This window comes from Curtobacterium sp. MCBA15_009 (genome assembly GCF_001864895.1).
Lineage (GTDB): Bacteria > Actinomycetota > Actinomycetes > Actinomycetales > Microbacteriaceae > Curtobacterium.
Map to the genome: position 1 here is coordinate 456,801 of NZ_MJGO01000023.1, position 22,668 is coordinate 479,468.

The window sequence follows — 22,668 nt, forward strand, 5'->3', positions numbered from 1 at the left end:
GTTGCGTCCTCACCATCGGGATCGTGCGGGCTGGCCGCACTACATGCTGCGACAACCGTGATGACGACGACTGAGACGACGATCGCGCCGAGGCGTCGGCTACAACGTCGGATCACCGGTCAGTCCTGTCTGCCATTCGAACATGAACCAATTGTCCTTCGTCTGCTGCCGCATCCGATCGAACGGGCCGTCGTCTTCAGGGATCGTGTTGCCCAGTCCCATCGCAGCTTTGGCGGAGTTGTACTGCGCGGTCGTGCCGTTGTCGAAGTACGAGTACCGACCATCGTTGTTGCCCGCTTGACCGTCGTAGGGGCCGTGATGCGTGACACCGTGCAGCTTGTCGGCACCAGTCCCTTGCGTTTCGGAACTGAAGTCGTGGGCGCCCCAGGACGATTCGGTCGGGTCCTTCCGGCCGAACAGGTTCTGCCCGGTGACCGCCCACCCGTCCTTCGCGCCCTGGCTCGCGAACACCTCACCGATCGGCACAGGTGATCGTTGGTGCACGCACGATGACAGCGTGGCGTTCAGCAGCGGACGGCCCACACAACGCCCTGACCCTCGCGAGCGCCCTCGGCCCGAAGGACGTCCTCGTCATCACGAGCCACTCGGGCACCACCGTCGAGGCGCTCGAGGTCGCCGCCGTCGCGCACGAAAGCGGCGCCACCGTCGTCGCGATCACCGGATACGCCACCTCTCCGCTGACCCGCCACGCCGACCACGTGCTGCTGGGTGTAGTCGGCGCCGAGAACGACCTCCGCCCCGCCGCCATGGGCAGCCGCATGAGCCAACTGGCCATCGTCGACGCCCTGTTCATCGTCGTCGCGCAGCGCACCGACGAGCGGTCCCAGCCGCTCCTCGCCCGCAGCCGCGACGCCGTCCGCACCCATCACCGGAACTGAGCACCACCATGAACCAGACGCACGAAACCCACGACGCCCTCCGCGACGAACTCGCGGCCCTCACCACCGAGGCGACCGACCACTCACTGGACGACATCGACACGATCTCCACGCTGGAAGCCGCCCAGCGCATGAACGCCGGAGACCGCAGCGTGCCTGCGGCACTGGAGCCGTGCCTCCCGGCCATCGCCCTGGCGGCAGACTCGATCGCCGCGGCGTTCGCGCGAGGCGGCCGACTCGTCTACGTCGGCGCCGGCACGCCGGGCCGGCTCGGCGTCCTCGACGCCAGCGAGTGCCCGCCCACCTTCGGTACTGACCCGAGCCAGGTGGTCGGCGTGATCGCCGGCGGCGACCCCGCCCTGACCACCGCGGTGGAGGGCGCGGAGGACGACGAAGCCGCCGCCGTCCGCGACCTCGACGCGCTCGGCCTGACGGCCGACGACGTGGTCGTCGGGATCAGCGCGTCCGGCAGGACGCCTTACGTGATCGCAGCCATCCTGGAGGCCCGGCGCCGCTCCGCCCTGTCGGTCGCCGTCGCGTGCAACCCGGACTCGGCCGCGGGGCGGGAGGCGGACATCGCCATCGACGTCGTCGTCGGTCCCGAGTGCATCGCCGGCTCGACCCGCCTGAAGGCAGGGACCGCGCAGAAGCTCGTGCTCAACATGCTCACCACGCTCGCGATGGTGCGCAGCCACAAGACCTACGGCAACCGCATGGTCGACGTGCGGGCCACGAACGCGAAGCTCGTCGCCCGGGCGTTCTCGCTCGTGCAGGACGTCACCGGCGCTCCCGACTCGATCGTTTCGTCCGCGTTGTCCGAAGCCGATGGCGAGGTGAAGACCGCCATCGCGGTGATCCTGACCGGTGCCTCCGCGAGCGACGTGCGTTCGCGTCTCGATGCTGCATCCGGCTCGTTGCGCGCCGTGCTGTAGACCCCGCTCTCCCCTTGTCCACTTTCCTTCCGCTCGATTCCTTCCCCCGAGGAGCACAGCAATGCCCGATGCACAGCAACTCGCCCAGCAGATCCTCGACTCCGTCGGAGGCTCCGCGAACATCGCCGACGTCGAGAACTGCATGACCCGACTCCGGGTCGAGGTTTCGTCTCCCGCGTCGGTCGACCTGCCGGCGCTCCAGGCCACCGACGGCGTCATGGCCGCCATCGCGGCTGGCTCGAACCTGCAGATCGTGCTCGGCCCGGGTCTCGTCGACCGCGTGGCCGACGACGTGGAGGCCCTGCGCGCGGCCGCCCCGTCTGCTGCGGCTGGTGGGCCCGGTGCGTCGCCCGAGGAGCTCGCCGCTCGCGGCGCGTCGATCAAGGCCTCCGCGCGGTCCCGCTCCGACGGCCGCACCATGCGCGCGATCCGGAAGATCTCCGCGATCTTCATCCCGCTCATCCCCGCACTGATCGCCTGCGGGCTGATCGCCGGGATCAACGGCATCCTGACGAACCTGGGATGGGTGCCCGGTGTGACGCCGTTCCTCGGGGTGCTCTCGTCCGGGTTCCTGTCGCTGCTCGCCGTGTTCGTCGGGATGAACGCCGCGAAGGAGTTCGGCGGCACGCCCATCCTCGGCGGTGCGGTGGGCGGCATCATCGTCGCGGCCAGCGTCGCGAACGTCACGGTGTTCGGCGAGACCCTGGCTCCCGGGCAGGGCGGCGTGCTCGGGGCGTTGGCCGGCGGCATCCTTGCCGCCTACGTCGAACGCTTCATGCGGCGCGTGACTCCGGACGTCATCGCGCTCATCGTCGTCCCGACCGTCACCGTCCTCGTCGCCGGCTCGGTGACGCTGGGATCCTGATGTCCGTCGCCGGAGTCGTCTCCGTCGCGATCGGGGCCGCGGCGACCTGGCTTCTCGCGAACGGTGGGGCCTTCGCCGGGTTCGTGCTCGGAGGCCTCTTCCTGCCGCTCGTCATGACCGGCATGCACCAAGGGCTCATCCCGATCCACACCACCCTGATCGACCGGACCGGGTGGACCGTGCTGTTGCCCGTGCTGGCGATGGGTGGTGCCGGGCAGATCGGTACGTGCATCGCGCTGTGGGTGCGGTTCCGGTCGAACGCTTCGCTGGTGCGGACCATCCGTGGTGCGCTGCCAGCAGGGTTCCTTGGGGTCGGCGAGCCTCTGATCTACGGCGTGACCCTCCCCCTGGGTCGGCCGTTCATCACCGCGTGCATCGGTGGCGCGTTCGGTGGCGGTGTCGTGGGACTGTTCGACCAGCTCGGGCACTCCGTCGGGGCGATCGCCATCGGGGCCTCGGACCTGTCGCTCATTCCGCTGTTGAACGGCTTGTCAGGGTACGGGTGGGCGTTGCTCGGGTACGGGTCGGGGCTCGTGGTGGCGTACGTCGTGGGGTTCGTGGCGACGCTGTTGTTCGGGGTGTCCGCGTCGGTGAAGGCCGATCTCGAGGAGCAGTCGTCGGCACCGGCTGGCCATCCCGTTGCTCCGAGGTTGCCGCTGAAGTCGCGGGAAGCGTCGACGTCCGTTTTGCAGTAGCTTCCGTGGCGACGTCAGAAGGATGCCTCAGGTATATCTCGCGCTGGTGATCGTCGTCTCACTGTCGGAGCTCATAGTGGGAACGCGGGAGCCGCTGCGGATACGGAAGGTGCAAAATACCTACGTCACCACTCCCTCGCGACTTGTCAGAGACCGGCGCGCAGTCTTACACCACCCGAGAGCAAAGCAGCCAGACATCCTGGCTCTCTCCGACGTTTGACCACTGGCCCGGGCCCGTTGCCAACTCGACCTCCTCGCCGCGAGGCACCTCAAAGTCGCCGCCTCAACAGCAAGCTCGCTGGCCACCCAGCTATTGCCGACGGCCACTTTCGCTATTGCCGACGGCCACTTTCGCTATGGCCGGGCGTCGGAGTGCCACACGGGGGTGCCAGCGGTGGGTGCCCACGCGGAATCGCTGCGCGGTGCCCGTTCAAGAGCGGCCCGAGGCTCACACGGCGCCACGCAGATATTGGTAGATCGACTCGGCTATCTTGCGCCCGAGCGGGATGGGCACGGCGTTGCCGATCTGCTTCGCAATCTCGAGCTTGGATCCGTACCACTTGAAGTCGTCCGGGAACCCTTGAAGCCTCGCCGCCTCGAAGTGAGTGATCGGCCGGTCCTCGGTTGGGTGAAGATATCGCCCCTTCTCAGGCTTGAAAAACTCTGTCCGGACGGTCACCGCAGGCGCACCACTCCGAAGTCGGCCCATGACGTCGCCAGAGCCGGTGTCATGCAAATCCCACGCCACGGTGGAGAGGTACTCGACGATAGCATTCCGATGTACGTCGCCCTCACTTAGAACAACGTGGAACATTTCTGACTTGCTGCGGCTGCCACCCGATCTCTTGTCATCTGTAACGGAAAGAGCGGAGCGTACGGAGACTTGGCGCTCCGTAACGGCGCCTCCAACGACAACGTTGTGCGCACCAAGAACCTTCAGCCCGCCGCCGTCGTACCTGTAGTCACCCACCTTTTCAAGGATAAGATCGCTTCCGTCATCGAAGCGGCAAACATACCGACCGCGAAGATTTTTTCGATTCCCACCTCTCGGGATCGCTTTGTAGCGCCACATCGAGATCGGCTCTGGTCTCCTTCCGATGTGAAGATCCGTTGTCAAGAACGGGCCGACGAAGTTGCCTTTCATTCCAGGGATTCGCGACCTTGGCGCGGCTGGCAGGTCGCCTCCGATGGTTTTTTGCGCACTTTCTTCGAACAACTGGTCCACGGTTACCCATGCGCTCTGTGCGGCAAGCGAGCCGGGTGAACCGTCGGGGTCCCCCAGTGTCCACGCTCCGCCGCCGAGTTTCCGGGAGTGCGTGGGCTTGGGATAACGCAGCGCGGTTGCAGGGAGACCAGCGTCGGTGCGGACCCCGATCACGATCGCACGTCGACGGGCTTGCGCAGCACCGTAGTTCGCTGCGTTCAGCAGATAGCGCTTGTCACGGTCAAGCTCTGTCTCACCCGGCTTTGAGCCGGGGTCGACAAGACGATAGTTGGTTAGGTCCGCTCCGCCGATCCGATTTTTGAGATCCACGAACTCCGCGGACCGGAGAAACCTGTCGACGTTCTCGATCACGAACACCTTCGGTTGAAGAGCGACCACCACTCGAATAAACTCCTCCCAGAGCATATTTCGCTCTGGACCCACCTTCTGGCGGTTCAGCCCGGAGAACCCTTGGCACGGCGGTCCCCCAACCACAACATCAATCTCGCCTGGCTTCCATTGTGGCTCCCAACCGACAATGGTTCGGCAGACGATCTCCGGTGCTTCATGATCACCAAGCCGAGACGATCCAGCGCCGAAGTTCGCTGCGTAAGAGGCGGCGGCCGCTGGCTCCCACTCGACCGCGCCGACGCTCCGGAACACCGGGTTCGCGACGCCCTCAGGACGGTACTGGTGAAACCCCTCGGTCAGACCGCCACATCCTGCGAACAGATCTAGAACAGTGATGTGGGCGCGGCGGTGTCCCTCAGATGTCACCCGGTAATACTAGCCGGCGCTACGTGGGCGCCGGCGCGCGAGGGCCGTGGAGCGATGCCATAGTCCGGCCAGCACTTCACGTCTGGGGACGGCCTCCGACAAGGCCACACGCCGGTTCGTCTGACTTGAAGTACTGGCGGATCAGCGACGGCGAGGCCACAAGAGTGTCGACTCGAGCTACTGTGGCTCCCACGCCCCTCGCCGGTCCTCATCCAGGGATCTCGAGCCTGGCAGTGAGCCAACGCATGGGTTCTGCGCGTCGGCTCAGACACGAAGCCGGAAGCTGACGCGCGTTGGTCTCACGCGATCGCGGTCTTCGCTACCGCGTCGTGTGCGCGGTGCCTGGAATCGCAAGGCGAAGCATCGCCCTCCCTGATGCAAAGGTAGCGGTCTTCATGGACGGGTGCTTCTTGCAGGGGTGGCCCGAGCATGCCACGCAGCCGCTCGCGGACTCCGACTGGTGGGCCGCCAAGCTCCAACGCAACAAAGTGCGAGATGAGGAGACCAACGACGTGCTGAGGTCCGCCGGTTGCACGTTCTGCGATTCGGGGAGCACGAGGACCAGCAGCTGGTCACCGACCGCATCTAGTCAGTCGTCAAAGCCCCGGCCAAACCTCATTCCGCTGCTGGTAAGCAGCTAGGGCACGCTGAGCGAACGAACCTCGTTGAGTACGCCCTCCAACAACCCTGGCGTGTCGCGACCGCCGAGAACCATTTGACGGTCCAGAAGTCGGTTTGCGGTCTCGCATGATGTCTCGCTCACGAGGGAGCATCCATGGCACGCCGACAAGTTGAGGCTCGAGGCACCCTGTTTGTCGCTCTCAATGCAAACTGGGTCGTTAGAGCAGACATCGGCGTCGTCGATTGCTGCGAGAAGCATCGGAACGAGCCTATCTGGGTCACCGAGCCGCACGAGGCCACCTAAGGTGCCCTGCGCGTCGCCCGCTGCTGTGTAAATCAACACACCAGCCATGCGGTCGGGACGGGAGGAGCTCGCGTAGATCCTTTCCTGAAGCGAAGCAGACGAGTATCCGGACGCATGAGCAAGTCGGCGAATCAGGAGATGAGCGATGGTGTGGAGGGCGACGAACCGGGCCTCGGGGAGGTCCAGCCGATTCGCCCATTGCGTCTTTGCCCGTCGGTCCAATAGAATTCGGGCCCGCGCGCGAACCGCGGCATGCTGCTCCCATTCTGTGAGAAACTGCTCGCTGAACTGGAGGAAAATGCCTTCCCCGTACATTTCGACGGCTGGAAGAGTTGGCTTCCGCTTGCCCTTCAGCGACAAGTCGGCTGAGATCATCTCCGCCTCAGCGGAGTACCGGCGAAAGCCCTTGAGAGCCCGAACCTCGCGCACTCGCCGCACCTGGCCGACCGCGGTCAGACGTTGTGCCAGCGTCGCAGGAATTCCTGCAAGCTCCGAGGTCTGCCACGAGTCGACTACGAAGTCGCCCTCGCTGTGGTCACGTCCGGACGTTGCCAGCTTCTTCAAGAAAGCTGCCCACTCGCCATCCTTGAGGTCTGCGAGTACTTCGTCCTGCTGCAACTCGCCCGCTGCAGCCAGATCTAGCACGTCGTCAACCGTGGCACCGACCTCGTCGGCGATCCACCCCGCAATCAACGACGCCTTGGGCCCGCCGTTGTCGTCGACCACTCGACCGAAATCAGCGTGTGCTCGGATGACGTCCCTAAGCGAAACCGTCGGCGGTTTCTCTTCGGGGATGTCCAGAGCGGAGATCCGTTCCGCTATGTAGTTTCCCGTTGCGCCCCGCTGGACGGCGACAAGTCCATGCTCACAAGCCCCATCCTGCCGTGGATCCTGCCACGGCTGGGTGCCCTTGCACCGGAGACCGTCGCGACCGAGAGCGTCCTTGCTAAGAAGGTCCGACATCGGGCGGGACCGCTTGCAGCCGCCACATTCCACCCGAAGAGACTTCAGGCCCTCACCGTGCTTGGCCGAACGAACGAGCCGAAGTTCCTTATAGGCTCGGCAGTGTCGCACGGACTCTGTCACGCCAGCGTCATGTCCGCGGTGAGCCCACATGAACCAAGGGACATCTTGGAGATGACTACCCTTTTTACAAACCGCGACATATCTCATAGGCACGAGCATGCCGCCGCATTCACACTTATTGACCCACTTGCCCCGGTCTTTACCAGTTCTCTGGGAGAGCCTGGAGCATCGCTCGCAGAATCTCCAAGCCGGGAACCGCCAGTACAGCAAAGTCGCGTTGTCCTTGCCGATTCGTCCTGAGTGGGTGGGCGCTTCTCGCAGCACGCTGGGTCCGAGCCGCTCGACGAGCCGCTCGCAATGAACTTCCGGCGAATAGCGCTCATCCCACCACGAAGTGTCGGGGGCGATCAGCGATTCCCCTCGAATGTCGATGACGGACCCGACGCCGAAGGGTGACACTGTCTCCGACAGTCTCAGGTCATGCTTGATCCGTTGCAATGGACCCCTCCTCAAATGGCTCGCGTACCTCGACCGCAACGTTGGGTTCGACCGAACGCATCGAGTCGGCAACCAGCCAACCTTCGCCAGCTTGCCCGAACCTCTTGAACAATGCGGAGTCGTCCGCCGTCGCGCGATCGTATAGAAGGCGCTCACCAGCCTCGCGAGCGGCTCGTGCTCGACGGTCCCACTCGTTGAGCAGCGTGACGATTCGCTCGCGCGTGTCCGACGTCTCGACCGAGTCCGCACTTGCTACCCGCTCGAGAAGCCCGCTGACCAGCCGGTCGACCAAGTTCCGCTGGCCAGCATCGGCTAGGTCGAGGTCCTTGGCTGCATCATTGGAGGACAGCCCTGGTCCGAGGTGACGAACCAGCGCTACTAGAGCACCGGCGAGCGAGCGCTCGCGCGACGCTAACGACCATGGAGTGACGCTCGTCGGCTCGACGCTTCGGTAGAGAGCCTCGTGGTAGCCGCGAAACGTCTCGAAGTGGGAACGGTCCCTCGCCCGGTTCGAACGGAACAGCGTGACGACGACGCCATGAACCTTGCCTCGTCCGACCCGACTCGTTGCCTGAATGTACTCGGAGGTGGTTTTGGGCTGGCCGACCATCAGCATCAGTGCCAGTCGCGGGATGTCAATACCGACAGAAAGCATGTTCGACGAGAGGACAATGTCGACCGCCTGGTCGGAGTCGTCGGCACTTCGACGCAGTTCACGTAGGTCGTTCGGCAGTTCCTCTGGTCCGCGTCGGCTTGTCAGCTCCAGCACCCGGCCGGCTCGAACCGTGCGAAGTTCATGCCCCATGCGCTCGGCGCGAGGCTCCAGGCGGGCGTTCACGTCGTCGATCATCAGGGTTCCGGTGCGCCCCAGCTCCCGAAGGCTGTTGTGGTACATCACCGCGGTCCAATATGCGTCGAGGCTCGTCCCTGCGTCCGGGTGTCGCCGAAGAACTTCTGGGATCTCCACCAAGGGGGCTGACGCCGAAACTGTCGCTGACATCTGCGAAAGGGCCTGGGGCATCAGCCCGAGGTACAGGCGACCCTCGCCACTCGTAACCGGTCGGGAAAAGAACGTCGTATCGTCATCGAGACCGGACGGCGGGTACAGCGCGACCGGCCTGCCATACAGCCCCTGCACCTGCTCATCCGAGGCCCGAATTGTAGCGGTCGACGCGACGATCTTGGGCGTCGAGCCATTCGCGTTGAGCAGCATCTGGATCACAGCGTCGAACACCGCAACCGTCGTGCCAAGTGGCCCAGAAAGCAAATGGAGCTCGTCTTGGATGATTATTGACGGCTGGCGGAACGCCGTGTTCAGACCGAGCAAACGACCGGCCTCAGGGCGAAACTGCAGACGTGCGAATTTGTCGACCGTAGCAAGCAGGATGGTAGGGGGCTCCTCATAGAGCATCTCGTCGACCACGCGCACCGGGATATCATCGGCGAACTCGCAAGCCGAGTTCACGCAGTGGATGACGATGTCACGACCCACCATCTTGACTCCATAGTCATCCGGGCGGGGAGACCGGAAGCGGGGAAGAAGTGGCGTTGCGCACCAGGGGCAACTCTCTACCTGGAACTGATTTGCTTCTTCAGGCCGGGCGGCCTTCCGAAGCCGCTCCAAAGCGGACTTCGCGTCCTTGCGCGACCCCGGAGTTACTTCGTTGCCCACCCACAGTCCGATCGAGAACGGTGCCATGTGGGTTGCGCGCGGGTCACCAATCTTGTCCGCGCGACGCAGCAGCTCCATGGCACATACGAGCGAGGCAGCTCGCTGGAACTGCTGAGAGGTAAGCAGTCGCAGCGTGTAACGAGTCAAGACCGCAGTGCCACCACCTGCCGGGCCGTCCGAGAGGCGTCTACGGAAGATCTCAATCGCCGCTAGCCCGAGGTAAGCCTCGGTTTTCCCGCCGCCGGTTGGGAACCAGATCAGGTCGACGAGCCCTCGCTCCTCGTGTGTGTCATCCACCGTTGATGCGAGGGCGACGAGGAGGAAGCCCAGCTGGAAGGGACGCCAGCGTGGCTCGGACCGAACGCCGTCGCGGGCGAAGACTGCTTGCCGCATCTGTAACCGCATCGCGGCCATGGCGAGGGAGAACGCTTCCCGAAGGGTGCCGTTGCCCGCCAGCCCTAGCAGGTCGACAGACTTGCTCATTCGCACGAACGCTTCTCTTGACCGGCTGACGATTCGACCGGCAACCTCGCGGTCCGGGCCGAACGACCCAATCCGCCCTTCCTGCTCCTCGACCCACGTCCCAAACCTACGGACGAATGCCCGCAGCGACTCGAGAACTTGATCGGCGTTATTGTCCAGCGTCGATAGGTGCTCGAGACGCAAGGCGTCCGCTTCAAGGGTTTCATCCTCGAAGGCAGTTGTCTCGACGTCGGGGACCACGAAATGCGGAACCGGCTCCAGGCGCACCTCGGTGCACACGCCGTCGGAAACGGTCCAATCCGCAGCCATACCGTGTCCGACGGCGTATATCTTACGACGCCTGAACCTCAGACGCAGCTCGGCGGACTCGTCGTCGGCGTCGAAGGCGCGCCGAGTGTCGTAATCACGGATCATTCCACCACCGGCGGGGGACACGACGAGCGCGACTTGGTACAGCATGTTGGTGGCGTCAATGCGGTCGTCGCCGGTTGACGAAGCCAGAACACGTAGGTGCACGGTCACCAGTTGCACATCGCCGAAGCGCCTCCAACGACTGCCAATTTCGATGGGTACGCCGCCAACGGAATGCTCGTGTACCCGACGGTCCGGCGCAAGGAACAATCTCGGGATCGTAAAGGGCGTCCGGCGCCAGCTCGGCGGACCGTCGCCTTCGACGACGGCGTAGGTTGCGCCGGCAACAGTGCACGCTACGGTATCGCTGTCGGTGACGAAGGAGATCGCGGCCGATGACGGCCTCCAGTCCTCGGCGATTGGGACCGCGGCTCCCTGCTCCTCTACCTCACCGTCGAACTCACTCATCAGGTCGTTGTCCACGTCGCAACTCTCGGGCGGGACGACACCAAGGTCGGACTCAGGCGCTCCGTCTCGCGGGAACAACATTCCGACGGCGTACTGCCTGTTCGGCGGGTTGTAGATCACCTCCCTGTCGCCGCTGTCCGGCCCGACGTAGGCCGATCGCATGTGCGAAAGCACGATCGCCTGAGCATGAGTAAATGTCATCGAGTCGATATCCCTTGCCCTAGTGTTTGCTCAAGTCGGCTCCTGTCTTGCCTGGAGAGCACCACGTGCAGGGAGACACGAGCGCGGGTCACCGCGACGTAAAAGGCTGCAGTCCCGAAGTCGTCCAGAGCCTCAGGAACCCCGCACACGACGACGTGCTCAGCCTCCAACCCCTTCGCGAAGCGAGGGCTCGTCACCACGATGCCATCGACAGTAGTGGGCGCCGCTACGGACCGCGGGTCAATCACCCAGATGTCAGACTTCCGAGCTCCATCCGCCGCGAGTTCGCGCGCAATCTTCAGGCCATCGCCGACTGTAACCACCTCATTCCTGGTCAGCCACTGCACGCGCTCGCCGTGCACGATCCCCGGATCGCCGACGTCAGCACCCAGGTACTCCTGAACAACATGCACAATCGCACGCGTGTTGCGAACGTTCAACGATAGGTCTACGAGGATCGCCTCGGCGGCGATCAGGTCCGCCACATCCGGGTCGTAGTCGCCGTCGACGTGTGCCTGGTTATTGGGGTCCAGAAACATCCGCCACCGACCGGACGCTCGCCCACCGACAAGAACACCATCGAGGCGGTCCATCGCATCCGCGGTCATCATGTCCTGTGCCTCGTCGATGAGCACGACATCGTAGGGACCCGAACTCTCGACGTCCGCGAAAGGAATCACGTCGACGTTGCGATTACCGAGATGCGGCGCGAAGTACCGCAAGAGCGAGGGGGAGCGGAACGTCACGAGCACGGACCTCCCTTGCTCCTCTTCCTGTTTCGCAGCCTCGACAAGTATCAAGGACTTCCCAGTGCCTGCTCCCCCACAGACGAGCACACGCTGATTTCGCGCCAGGGCTGCGAGAACCCGCGCCTGGCCGACCGTGGCACGGTTCTGCTCCTCGATCACCGCACCGCGTTGTGCGTCTACTACCGGCATCCGAGTGAACTCACCGAAGAGACGCTCCCGCAGGTCCCCCAGCCGCGCGAGCTTTTCTCCGTGCGGCGCCCTCCTTGCATCCCGTACCACCATGTCAAGCGCCATAGATAGCTCTGTCGCTGTCATTGAGTCACGAGCCAGCCAGTGCGAGGGCTTCCAGTCAACCGAGTTTGGTGGAGCGTCGATGTCTGGGGTAATTACGACAGCCTCGTGGGCGTACCAGCCGAGCCTTTGCGCACCGAGGATGTCACGGAGCGCGTACGCCGCCGATCGTGCTTGCTCCATCGGGGACGTGCCGAGCTTATGCCAGTCTCCACGGCGATCAATGCTGTACCAGATACCGTCGTGCTTTCGCACGCCACCGCCCTTGACCTCAACGACAACGACGGTTCCCCGCCACAGGATGACGAAATCAGCTTCTGCCTGCTGTTTGTACGCGTGCGAGCGGAGACCGACAGAATAAAAGGCAACTGCGTCGGCGTCAGCCTCGACATCACGAAGGAGTCGGGCGACTCGCCGCTCGGCTTCACTGCGGGACGCTGTCTCGATATCGGTCAGCGAAGGAACAAGGATCATCCGCGCTGCTCCGCCCAGAGGGCCTCGTAGTCGTGGTATCCGAGGAAGTCGTTCATGGCACCCCAATTATCGGCTACATCGACGATGAGACATTCGTCTTTTCCGCCATTCTCGGTTCCCCGAAGGCCGCGGCCTGCCATTTGGATATAAGCGCCTGGGCTGAAGGTCGGGCGCGCGATGTAAAGCGCTCGAACACCCGGGGCGTCAAAACCCTGAACGAGGAGGTCACAATTGGCGAGAACCTGAATCTCATTGTTCTGGAACTGCTTAATCACCTTTCGACGCTGTTGCTTGCTCGTCTGTCCGCTGACAGATTCAGCGGCGATCCCTCGATAGCGCAGAGATGCGGAGAGGACCTGGGCCGAGAGCACGCTCGGGGTGAAGACCAGTACGGGCCATTCTGGGTGCGCTTCGAGCGTCTGGAGAATGTGTTCGACAAGGATCCGCATGCGTTGTTCGTTGCGGCCAATGCGCTCGTAGAGGTTTCGGTCGATCAGTTTGTTGGACCGAGGATCACCAGAAGGGGCGCTACTCAGTTCAAAGTCGAGTCCGGTCGGCAATACCTCATGCCTCACACTTGCAAGTACACCAAGCTTCACGAGCTCTTTGTACGGTTCTGGGTAAGGCAGTGCCAGCTTGGTGCCGAATCTCGCCTTTAGTTCCTTGGTCCCGCTGTCATCACCCGCTCGTCCTTTGAACGGGGTTGCGGATAGTCCGACTAGTGGCCTCTCCCAGCGGCGTCCATCGACGCCAAGCCACCGGAGGATCTTGGTGTATTCCGACGAGCCCGCTCGATGAGCCTCGTCGATGAAGACTGCCGCCGGCTTGCTGAGCCACTCATAGTCGCCCCGTCCGATGAGCTGGGCGAGCTGCGCGTCGGTCGCGACAACTACAGACAGTTCGGTTCCTGGTTCTTGAACGGTGTTCGAGCCCCACAAACGCCCAATCGTCAGGGGTCGTTCATCGCCGAGATGGCGCCAGACGGCTTGGAAGGTCTGAACGGCTTGTTCACAGAGCTCCTCCGACTGTGCAATCCAAAGGATCGTCCCCGAGAGCACCTCGTCGACGAACAGCCTGAGGACGGTCTCGGAGGCGACACGGGTCTTGCCCGCGCCCGTCGGCAGTTCGACCATGGCCTTCTGCGCAGGACCTTGAGCTGACGGTTGCGTCAGGACGGTACGTAGATCCTCGCTGATCTTCTTCTGGTAGGTGTGCAGACGGTTCAGCACCACCGCGCCAGGGACGACGAACTCCGGGGGCTGCTTTTGGTTCCGCTGACCCGCGTACTCTGCGCTAAACCCCATCTTCCGTACCCAGGACACAGCAGGTCCCGTGCTGCCCCAGGCCTCCGGAACGTCCGAATACCCGAGGTCTCGGAACCTGTCCGCCAGGATGCGGAGGGCGTCCGAGCCGTAGACCATCAGGAATAGTTCCGCGACGGGAGTCCCGTCGTTGACCAGGCCCTGCGCCTCAAGCGCGCTCCAAAGCCCTGTCGGAAGCGCTTCCCTCAAGTCGTCGGGGCCGACGTAGTGGTCGAGACGTTCGACATCGCTCCCAATGGCCTGCGCCTCCTGACGAAGGAGCTCAAGCTTATTGTCCAAACCCGCCTGAAGGATCTCAGCGAGCCGGATGTTGTCGAGGCGAAGATCGAAGGCGTTGTTGATGTAATCGAGGATTCTCCGGTCGTCTGCATCGCTCCTGACGATCAGGTCCTGACCATCAAGGTGCCAGTCTCGCGGCTGGTCCTCCGCACCATCCTCGGTGACCACCCGCTTTGCGATGAGCAGGGCGCGAGAGACTTTCGCCGAAGCGAGCGCGGCCCCGTAAGCCGAACGAAGCCCGGTGTAGACGTCAAGAACTCGCTGGGCGTCCTGCTGGCCTTCTACAACCATTGCGAACGAGAAGCTGTCAGCGAACCGACGGCATCCGACTAGGTCGACGAACTCGTCAACCAGCTCCGGGTCAACCCTCAGGAACGGTCGCTGCCGGCTCCGAAGGAACTGTTCTTCCTCCTCCGTGGACGCAAGGAACACTGTCGAGGGCGCATGCGGCTCGACGAGCCGCCTAACCCTAGCCGGGATTGTCGACGGCTGCTCACCGGCGTACGCGGCCTTCGTGGCTGCGAGGACGAACTCGGTCAGGACTGAGTCGTTAACGGACGGGAAGAGATCATCCTCGAGCATTTCCCGAAGCAGGTGTGCCGGCACTGCGTCAAGCTCGTTTGGCAGGTCAAGGGCAACCTGGACCTGGTGGGAGCCTTTGAAAAGCGGCAGGAGCGCACCGAAGCGCACGAGCGAAGGTGCGACAACGTCGCTCGGCACCCGAAACCCTCGCGATGTCGGGAGAAGACCTGCCTGTTGGACCGCCCATCGAGACGGAGGCAATATTCCGTGAGTGCGTCCGGTGTCGAGATCCTCGACGAACCATTCATGCTCGGGAAGCTCCAGGAGCAAAGTCGTCCACGACGCGCGCAGCTGTTCCGCTGCCTCAGCGTCCCGCAACATGAGCAACACAGAAAATGGTCCAGGCCCTGACCCCGGACTAACCTCCACTCGTTCGATGGCTCGCTCACCAGGCCCCCGCTGATTGTTGAGCGCGGCCACGGTAGCGGTGAGGTAAGCCTGGTACTCCGCCTCGTCCTCAAGGGAGAAGTCTTTCATCGGGCTCCGAGCGACCCCGAGCTTGTATGCGACCTCAGCCGTTGATCGACTCCGGTCGAGCATTCGCGAGGCGAAGCGCTCGGGCAGCGTCGCATCCACGTCGACTACCTGTTGTGGCCATGCCCAGCCTCCGTCCCGCGTCGGGACCTTGATCGACGCGTTTGAGACCTTCATCGACTTGATGGCCGTGCCCAGGCTGACGGAGAGGACCGCGTCCCAGAGCCTCTCGAGGTCCTCGCTGGAGGGTTCGGTGGGCAGCGTCGCCAACCGTGCGTCGAGGATCGCTTCTGGATCTAGGTCCCGGAAGCCACGGCTGCGAAGGAGCGCCTCGACCCCGCCCTCCGCCAGGAACGCAGGGTCTACGAACACTGCGCCGTCGACAACCAGTCCTTCCTCCTGATGAAGGAACACGACACTTCGGTCATCGAGTGATTTCATGCCATCGCTTGTGGGAATGACCTTGGCAGACGTAATTCCTTCAAGCGAGATGTGTCCGATGACCGTCTTGAGAGCGTTTCCAGACGAGACGGGGTCATCACCCTCAGCCCACTCACGGAGCCAGCTCAGGAGGCCGCGCCTGGGCATACGATCCATCGCTGCACGGACGTCGCGGGCGCTGGGGTCGAGGTCCGGCTCTTGGGCGATCAAAAGAAGATCCCGAAGGCGCGTAGCTCTCTGTGAAGACCTGTAACAGTGCCAGTGAGGTACATCGACACCAGTGTGGGGCGACGCCATCCACCCCTGGTGGACGATGGCTTCGAAGCGAATCGACGGGTCCAGCGGACGGAGCTCCGACCCGTTTCGAAGGTGACCAGCCTTGTCCGGAATGTACTGGCCCGTGCCGGCCAAACTCAGGATGTGTGTTCGGAGGGCGTCTCCGGCGAATCCACGGCTCTCTTGGTCACGCTCGCGAGCGGGCAGGTAATCCAGGTGTCCTGCGGGGTCGTCAAGGGTCCGCAACCTAGGGAGCAACGGCGTAAAGAGCCCGGCGAGAGTCCTGATGATCTCGCGGTTGTATCGATTCTCGAGCAGATTTGTGCGGTCGTCGTTCACGCTCCACGGTGCGTTGAGCAGCGCTCCTACCGAGGTTTTGTCCTGAAGCGGGAAGTATGACCAGAACTGCCCTGGACCAAGTTGACTGCGTTGAATCGGGATGGCAACTGTGACCTTCACCTTTTCACGTGACACTGCCTCGCCAACTTCGTGTCGTGCCTCCGGCGATGGCTTGTGCATGTCGCTTTGAACGATCCATTCGTCTCCACTGCCATCTGGGCGCTCGATCCTGAACCTCTTGTCCCCCAAATCGAGGGACACGTGGCTTGTCTCGAACGGCTCGTCTCCGATCACACGCAACCGAACTTCCCGAACCGCGTCGACGAACAGCAGGAACTCGGAGGTGAACCCTCGTATCTCATCGCGTAGACGCTCGAGGTGTGTCGCCGCGGGGAGTTTGACGATCGTCGTGGCCCACGACCCGAGTTCCGCGAGCACGGGATCTCGCTCGAGCTCAGTTGCTGCGTCCAGAACTGTGGCGGTCCGGAGGATTGGATACCTCTTGGCCTTCGTGACCTCTGCCATCTCGGTTCGAGCTTGCGGAGAGTTGAACTCGAACGAGATGGATCGGCTCAACACCTGCGGCGCCTGCGAGACCGCGAGAACTGACTTGAATCCGAGACCGAAGCGTCCAATTTCGTCGCCGCGCTTCTCGCTCAGATAGGCCATCGTGACGGCCGTCAGCCCGCTCTTGGAGAACGGCCTTCCCGCATTCGCGCAATACAGCACGCCGCGGGTTGTGTCAAGGACTATCTCGACCCGTCCCGAGTGGTCCCTGCTAGTTTCGGCACCACCTGCCAGAGCATCGGCCGCGTTCTGAATGAGCTCGAGAAGCGTGCGGTTTGCGTAGCCCCCGGTACGGATCGACTCTTCGTGGTTGGCATGCTCGGAGACCAGGTGCGGATGGACCCGGTAGGACTCGATAGTCCGACTGAACTGGTCCACGACCTCGCGCACGAGCGACGCGTCCGGCTCCCACGATTTGAGGTCCAACGTCGCACCTGAATGTAAGCCCAAGACCGTGCCCCTTCAACGGTTTCTCCGCGAGACGCAGTTACAGCGTCACGAAAGTTCTTCGACGAGCGAGAAGCTCGACTGTTGTCCGTGGAGCGTACTGCAAAGAACACAGATCTCGCGTGACGATGACTCTACGTAGACTGAAGCCTCGCGTCACGTGCCCTATCCGGGGGGCCTGAGAGCTCGCGGCAGTGCGGCCCGCCCTTTCACAATGCGTCGAGGACCATGCCACACCGCTGGCCGCCTCTGCTTCACCACCTAAGCCCGCCCTCTACACGGATCTCCAGCCACCCCAGGAGGAGAGGCATCCATCCTCCGAGCCGCCAGCAACCCCAGGGCGAACGTGGCAGCATCATCGTGCGCTGTGTGCAATCGCTTGAGATATCAGTTTGCGCCCGTCTAGCCATAATCAGTTGATGCACGATCTACACTTAGCTAACGCTCGCCATCCAAAATGTGCGTATCGCCGAAAACAGATGATCCGCTGATCCAGGTCCGCTACAACGCGTTCCACTGGTGTGCGAGTCAAGGCGCAACGTGGGGCCGCTTAAAGGCGTCAGCGGACGATGAGTAAGTCAGTCAAGAATCGTTGGATCCGAGAAGAATTTCTGCAGCTCGACCCTCAAGGGACCATCGCAAACGTAGAGATAGGCGCCGCGAACTCCTCGCGACAGAAGGACAGAGTAGATGTTTGAAACAAAATTCAGTAAATCGGATTCCTCATAAACAATTCCCAACCGTAAGTTATTTTCCATACCTTTTTTGTCGAAGTAGTGCGACCTATCGAAACCGATGCGCTGAGATCCGGGGTCGAACCGTAAGTCCGGCCCGACGATCACGCCGACATAGTTGAGGTCGTATCCCTGCACGGTGTGGATCGAGCCGACCTGATCAACGGCACCAGGGGAGTTGATCCAGTCCGTCTGTGTCTGGTTCCACTGCAGCTCGCGACCGTCGATCTCGATGTCGATGGCGCTCTTGTCATGCTTGCTCTTCCACTCCCACGCGTACCCGGCGACGAGCCTTGAGAGGCCCACTTCGTCGTCGCGCGCCCGGATGGCATCATGCATCTCCCCCAGGTCGTCGAACATACGGAACTCGTAGTCGCCAAATGTCCGTGGCTCCGGCGACTCTCCTCGCATGACAGCGCGGACGTAGGAGACGTAGTCGGCCCCGCCTTGCACGCGCATCTGGGTGAAGAGCCGGTAGTACCGATCGTGCTGCCTCGCCTCTCTCACGAGGCCCGCCTGCAGTTCCTGCGGCAGATCCGCTGGGCGTACGCTCTGCTCTGAGTCAAGGAGGAAGATCTGGTGTCTGCTCCGGTCTCGGATCCAGTCGAGCTGGGTGTAGTGGTCAGCATCAGCGCCGAAGAGCTGCTCATTGATCTCGCCGAAGCTCTTATTCTGCGGCCCCGACGCTTGGTTCGCGCGGTGGTTCAGACGGTGCGACTCGTCAACAACCAGCAGGTCCCACTTCTCAGCACTCTTCCCCACCTCGAACGGGGTGAGCACCATGGTCTTCTCGAGGCCAGGGGTCTTGCGGAACACGCGCTTCAGAGAAGCGCGGAGCGCCTGCTGCGGGATGACTAGGCCGACGCGGAAGTCAGTCAGGCGCTCACGGTTCTCCTCGGTGAAGTAGTCCGAGAACATCGAGTCCCCGTCCACCTCGTCGATCCCGACGCCGTTCGCGATGTCGCGGAGCAACTTGAGCAGGTAGACGGCCACGATCGTCTTGCCTGTCCCCGGGTCGCCCTGCACGACGATCGTGCTGCCGGCGCCCGTTGATAGGTCGTCGAACAACCCCTCGAGGATGTCCTCCATCACGACGGCCTGATCACGGTTGAGCGCCTTGAATGGGGAGAGTTTGAACAGCTCGCTGTTCTCGATTTCGGCGATGCTGCGTGTGAAGAGCTTCTGCTCGCGCAGCGCTTCGAAGATCTCCTCGAAGGTCTCTCGGTACCGCGCACGGTCGTAGTAGTCCGCATTGACGACACCCTTGTTGCTGTTGAGGACGGTGTACTTGTCGTCTCCAGCGAACAGTCCGATCAGCTGCGACTCCAGGTCCAGGCACACGGACTTGTTGAAGGTGCTGTCGAGTACTAGGCGCACGGCCTTCAACGACCGTCGTTCTGCGGAATCGAGGTGCTGCCGCATGCGTGAGGCAATGTTGAGCGTCTCGCCGACGTAGACACGCTTGCCGTCGTCGAGGATGTACACGACGGGCCAGTTCAGGAACCGAGGGTCCTCTTCGCGCCACAGCCGCAGATGCCGCTCGTTGAACGGGAGCTGTGCGATGTCAAAGCTGGTCATACTTCGTGCTTCGTCCTCGGGCCTGATCGATTGGGTACTTGTCCCGAGTGAGGGCGAGTTTCTCGCGAATGATCTCTGCGGGATCGGAGCCGAGTCGATCGGCGAGTAGGTGGCAGTAGGTGAGGACGTCGGCGAGTTCGAGACGGACGCGCGCCACATCGGCCTCAGACGTCCACTGGAAACACTCGAGCAGTTCCCCTGCCTCGATCGAGATGCTCTTCGCCAGGTTCTCCGGCGAGTGGAATTGAGCCCAGTCGCGGTCCGCCACGAACTCACGGAGTTCCTCGCGTAGCCCTTCATCCGCCATGTCCGCACGCTAGCAGGCCAGCGAAGATTGCCCCGAACCAAGTCCCACTGACGCGATGTGAACCGGGCTCCGTGGGCGGCAAGCGTCCGCCGAGAGCACGGAGTCAAGCAAGAGTTTCGCAAGGTCCGCGGTTCATGCGACGATGTCGACCAACACCGCGTACCCGAGCGCGGCTCACGCAAGAGGACAACCGAACATGACCGAACCCGACGCTGCCGACGTGACCCTCGAAGCCGAGGTCCCCGAGGAAGACGTGACTCGGAACATCGCGAAGGCCGTGACCGGCCGTCGTGCCCTCGCCCGGCAGTACATGAAGTGGCTCCGCCGTCGAAACCCTTCGGCCACCCCCGCCGACATCGTTCAGATGCTCGAACGCCACTACACGACCTCGATCACGACGGCAGGGGCCGCGATCACGGTGGGATAGATCGCGGCGGACATCGCGATTGCCTCGATTCCTGTTGCGGGCCCGGCCGTCGCCGGAGCGAAGAGCGCGGGCGCGCAGGCCGCGAAGGCCGGCACGAAGGGCGCGATGAAGGTGGCCGCGAAGAACCTCGCAAAGAACGCCGCTCAGACCGGCGCGCAGCCGTACGACTACTTCCGGCCGGAGACCAGCAGCTGCAGTTCGAGATCACGGCAGTCTTCGGTCTCGCGCTTGCCGACCTCCACGCCATGGACCTCGATGAGGACCAGGCGCAGGCGCTGATCCTCGGCCTCACCAACGAGCGAGTGAGTCAGCAGCAGATTGCTGCGATGGCGAATGACGTCGCTGAGGTCTCAGCGGGCGGCACGGTGGGCACCGGTCAGGCGATCGCTGCAGGTCGAGACGATTGGTCCCACTGGGCCTCGACGCTGTCCAACGCGTTGCCGGGTGGCGCCGCCCAGAGCCTCGTCCGCACGATCCAGACCGGCGAGCTCGACCCGATCCGCGAGGGGATGACCGGCAAGCAGCGCGCGACAGTCGAGTACGGCGTCGGCGCGGTGACAGGCGGAGTAGCCCGTTTCGTGTTCGGCCGCGACGTCGTGAAGTCATCCCGCGCCGCTTTCCCCGAAGCGCCGGAGACGTTCCCGGAGCACCTCACGATCTCGGCCGATACCGACTCCGAAGAAGCGGCTTCCGAGAATCGTGCTCTGGCGGCGTTGGAAGATGCTGCCCGGTCGACCGGTAGTTGGGTGAGCGGGGCTGCTGGAGCAGTCGGTACCGATGTTTCCGGTGCGGCGCGCACCGCCACGCGAGTCTTCCGGCGAGTCGATCTAGACGGCGACGGGGTGCCCGATGAAGCGCAGGCACTCACTGCGGCGAAGCAGGTCGGCGGCCGGGTGGCCGGAGCTGCCGATGCGGTGGGCGGCAAGGTCGTTGACCTCTTCCGCTCGCGCAAGTCCTCGACTCCCGGCGAGTGAGCCCTTGAAAGAACTCCCGACAGGAGCCGAGCAGTAGCAGCGGCCGACTGACGGACGAGAGGCGCGGCACCACCCGGCACCGCGCCTCCCGTCCATGACCACGTCAGCAACTCACCAAGTGAGCACAAACCGCCCCCGCGTCCCGCCAGCCTCCAACCGCTCATGCGCCTCCACAGCCCGAGCAGCTGGCAGCACCTCGGCGACCCGCGGCGTCACCGTCCCGCTCTCGACCGCGTGCCGCAGGTGCTCGAGCTTGTCGAACGACCGGTACTCCGAGAACACCATCACCTGCACGAACTCGATCCCCCGAGCTCCGTTGCCCTCCCAGCCCCGCACGTCGAAGAACACGCCGCCGTCGCGAACAGCGTCTACCACCGAGTCCCGCTGCACCGCAGCATCGGCGAGCGCATCGACCCCGTCCGGCACGAGCTCGCGCACCGCGGCAGCGAACCCGTCACCGCGAGGCACGATGTGGTCCGGCCCGAGCGACCGGACCAGCGCCTCGTCCTTCTCAGCTGCGTCCGCGATCACGGTCAGCCCGGCGGCCTTCGCCAGCTGTACCACGTAGTTCCCGAGCAGCCCCGCGGCTCCGGTCACGGCGAGCGTCTGCCCCGGCGCGAGCGAGGCGTGCGACAGGATCTGCAGCGCCGTCAGCCCGTTCATCGGCACCGTCGCCGCTTCCTCCACCGAGGTCCCCCGCGGGATGCGCGTGAACGACCCCACCGGCGCCACGAGCTCCTGCACGTAGGCCCCGCCGTGCGCACTGAGCGGCAACGCCATCGCCATGACCTCGTCGCCGATCTCCCACCCGGACACGTCGGGCCCGACCTCGTCGATGACGCCGGCGGCGTCCATGCCCGGCACGTACGGCGGCGAGGCCTCGGAACTGTCGCGCTGGCCCGCCCGCACTGCGGTGTCGGTCGGGTTCACAGCGAACGCCTGCACCCGGATCCGCACGGATCCGGCTCCAGCGTGCGGCTCCGGCACCTCGTGGGCGGCGAGGGCCTCCGGCCCTCCGAACGTTTCGACTCCGATGACCTGCATCCTCCCGGTCTACGCGCCGGTTGCTTGACGCAACCTGACGCGACCACCCCCACGGCCTGGAGGCCATGCACCACCCCGCCCCGCGCCTCCCGCCCGTCAGGGGGTGCGGTCCACGGCACGTGGTGCGCCATGTTGCTCCGAGTGTCCCGACGAGCTCCTCACCCGGTCCGACGGTCCGGGGATTCGCCGAGGAGCTGACCGCTCTCCGCCGACCCGCTCGCGACGTCCTCGAGGGCACCCGCCAGGAGCCATGGCAGGACTTCAGGCAGTTCCGCATCGACATCGACGAGGCCGCCCAGACCTGAACGCTCGTCCGCCCGCATGCCGAGCCGGCCTCCTGACGCGACGGCGTGCTGCATGATCCCGA

Annotated in this window: 16 protein-coding genes; 6 read left to right on the plus strand and 10 right to left on the minus strand. The window is 63.8% G+C overall.

From position 1 onward, the window contains the following. Positions 1–99 precede the first annotated feature (99 nt). A complete protein-coding gene (locus BIU97_RS07790; RefSeq protein ID WP_071254354.1) occupies positions 100–486 on the minus strand; it encodes a hypothetical protein in 387 nt (128 codons plus the stop codon). 23 nt (positions 487–509) lie between these two features. Between BIU97_RS07790 and BIU97_RS07795 the strand changes: the two genes are divergently transcribed. The 4 genes from BIU97_RS07795 to BIU97_RS18265 all read left to right on the plus strand — a co-directional run bounded on the left by BIU97_RS07795 (position 510) and on the right by BIU97_RS18265 (position 3,391). Further along, complete coding sequence (locus BIU97_RS07795) at positions 510–899, plus strand: MurR/RpiR family transcriptional regulator (protein WP_071254352.1); 390 nt, start codon at positions 510–512, stop codon at positions 897–899. 8 nt (positions 900–907) lie between these two features. Then, complete coding sequence (gene murQ / locus BIU97_RS07800; RefSeq protein WP_071254350.1) at positions 908–1,831, plus strand: N-acetylmuramic acid 6-phosphate etherase; 924 nt, start codon at positions 908–910, stop codon at positions 1,829–1,831. Positions 1,832–1,892: 61 nt separating this feature from the next. Next, positions 1,893–2,696, plus strand: coding sequence for a PTS transporter subunit EIIB (locus BIU97_RS18260; RefSeq protein WP_071297371.1), 804 nt, complete (start codon positions 1,893–1,895; stop codon positions 2,694–2,696). Next, on the plus strand, positions 2,696–3,391 hold the full coding sequence (locus BIU97_RS18265; protein ID WP_071254346.1) for a PTS transporter subunit EIIC: 696 nt from the start codon (positions 2,696–2,698) through the stop codon (positions 3,389–3,391). The genes BIU97_RS18260 and BIU97_RS18265 overlap by 1 nt, the downstream gene beginning before the upstream one ends. A 448-nt stretch (positions 3,392–3,839) precedes the next feature. On the opposite strand, the gene BIU97_RS17225 is transcribed toward BIU97_RS18265, so the two are convergent. The 7 genes from BIU97_RS17225 to BIU97_RS07845 all read right to left on the minus strand — a co-directional run bounded on the left by BIU97_RS17225 (position 3,840) and on the right by BIU97_RS07845 (position 19,856). Next, complete coding sequence (locus BIU97_RS17225) at positions 3,840–5,372, minus strand: DNA cytosine methyltransferase (protein WP_083404563.1); 1,533 nt, start codon at positions 5,370–5,372, stop codon at positions 3,840–3,842. 637 nt (positions 5,373–6,009) lie between these two features. Beyond that, positions 6,010–7,893: a DUF1998 domain-containing protein gene (drmB, locus tag BIU97_RS07820; RefSeq protein WP_302846695.1), complete on the minus strand. Its 1,884-nt coding sequence runs from the start codon at positions 7,891–7,893 to the stop codon at positions 6,010–6,012. After that, a complete protein-coding gene (locus BIU97_RS07825) occupies positions 7,802–10,810 on the minus strand; it encodes a helicase-related protein (RefSeq protein WP_217640101.1) in 3,009 nt (1,002 codons plus the stop codon). Before BIU97_RS07825 ends, drmB begins: the two co-directional genes overlap by 92 nt. A 182-nt stretch (positions 10,811–10,992) precedes the next feature. Further along, positions 10,993–12,510 carry an NERD domain-containing protein gene (locus BIU97_RS07830; protein WP_071297374.1) on the minus strand — a complete coding sequence of 506 codons (1,518 nt, stop codon included), beginning with the start codon at positions 12,508–12,510 and terminating at the stop codon, positions 10,993–10,995. Continuing rightward, positions 12,507–17,216, minus strand: coding sequence for a sacsin N-terminal ATP-binding-like domain-containing protein (locus BIU97_RS07835; protein ID WP_083404562.1), 4,710 nt, complete (start codon positions 17,214–17,216; stop codon positions 12,507–12,509). The genes BIU97_RS07830 and BIU97_RS07835 overlap by 4 nt, the downstream gene beginning before the upstream one ends. A gap of 599 nt (positions 17,217–17,815) precedes the next feature. Next, positions 17,816–19,549, minus strand: a complete 1,734-nt coding sequence (locus BIU97_RS07840) for a DUF2075 domain-containing protein (protein ID WP_071254336.1) — start codon at positions 19,547–19,549, stop codon at positions 17,816–17,818. Then, entirely contained in the window at positions 19,536–19,856 is a 321-nt protein-coding gene (locus BIU97_RS07845; protein WP_071254333.1) for a nucleotide pyrophosphohydrolase, read from the minus strand. The genes BIU97_RS07840 and BIU97_RS07845 overlap by 14 nt, the downstream gene beginning before the upstream one ends. Before the next feature lie 196 nt (positions 19,857–20,052). Between BIU97_RS07845 and BIU97_RS18335 the strand changes: the two genes are divergently transcribed. Further along, the gene (locus BIU97_RS18335; RefSeq protein WP_254782936.1) at positions 20,053–20,283 is read left to right on the plus strand and encodes a hypothetical protein; all 231 of its coding nucleotides are present in this window, start codon (positions 20,053–20,055) and stop codon (positions 20,281–20,283) included. A gap of 245 nt (positions 20,284–20,528) precedes the next feature. Then, positions 20,529–21,257, plus strand: a complete 729-nt coding sequence (locus BIU97_RS18340) for a hypothetical protein (protein WP_254782937.1) — start codon at positions 20,529–20,531, stop codon at positions 21,255–21,257. Positions 21,258–21,368: 111 nt separating this feature from the next. On the opposite strand, the gene BIU97_RS07855 is transcribed toward BIU97_RS18340, so the two are convergent. Together BIU97_RS07855 and BIU97_RS17590 are read right to left on the minus strand one after the other, a co-directional pair. Continuing rightward, positions 21,369–22,301 carry an NADP-dependent oxidoreductase gene (locus BIU97_RS07855; protein ID WP_071254331.1) on the minus strand — a complete coding sequence of 311 codons (933 nt, stop codon included), beginning with the start codon at positions 22,299–22,301 and terminating at the stop codon, positions 21,369–21,371. A 158-nt stretch (positions 22,302–22,459) separates the two neighbouring features. Next, on the minus strand, positions 22,460–22,660 hold the full coding sequence (locus tag BIU97_RS17590) for a hypothetical protein (protein WP_139195950.1): 201 nt from the start codon (positions 22,658–22,660) through the stop codon (positions 22,460–22,462). Positions 22,661–22,668: the final 8 nt, after the last annotated feature.

Coding starts and splice junctions, on each gene's coding strand:
- BIU97_RS07795 (WP_071254352.1), top strand. CDS start 510: ATGACAGCGTGGCGTTCAGCAGCGGACGGCCCACACAACGCCCTGACC.
- murQ (WP_071254350.1), top strand. CDS start 908: ATGAACCAGACGCACGAAACCCACGACGCCCTCCGCGACGAACTCGCG.
- BIU97_RS18260 (WP_071297371.1), top strand. CDS start 1,893: ATGCCCGATGCACAGCAACTCGCCCAGCAGATCCTCGACTCCGTCGGA.
- BIU97_RS18265 (WP_071254346.1), top strand. CDS start 2,696: ATGTCCGTCGCCGGAGTCGTCTCCGTCGCGATCGGGGCCGCGGCGACC.
- BIU97_RS07830 (WP_071297374.1), bottom strand. CDS start 12,510: ATGATCCTTGTTCCTTCGCTGACCGATATCGAGACAGCGTCCCGCAGT.
- BIU97_RS07840 (WP_071254336.1), bottom strand. CDS start 19,549: ATGACCAGCTTTGACATCGCACAGCTCCCGTTCAACGAGCGGCATCTG.
- BIU97_RS07845 (WP_071254333.1), bottom strand. CDS start 19,856: ATGGCGGATGAAGGGCTACGCGAGGAACTCCGTGAGTTCGTGGCGGAC.
- BIU97_RS18335 (WP_254782936.1), top strand. CDS start 20,053: ATGACCGAACCCGACGCTGCCGACGTGACCCTCGAAGCCGAGGTCCCC.
- BIU97_RS18340 (WP_254782937.1), top strand. CDS start 20,529: ATGGACCTCGATGAGGACCAGGCGCAGGCGCTGATCCTCGGCCTCACC.
- BIU97_RS07855 (WP_071254331.1), bottom strand. CDS start 22,301: ATGCAGGTCATCGGAGTCGAAACGTTCGGAGGGCCGGAGGCCCTCGCC.
- BIU97_RS17590 (WP_139195950.1), bottom strand. CDS start 22,660: ATGCAGCACGCCGTCGCGTCAGGAGGCCGGCTCGGCATGCGGGCGGAC.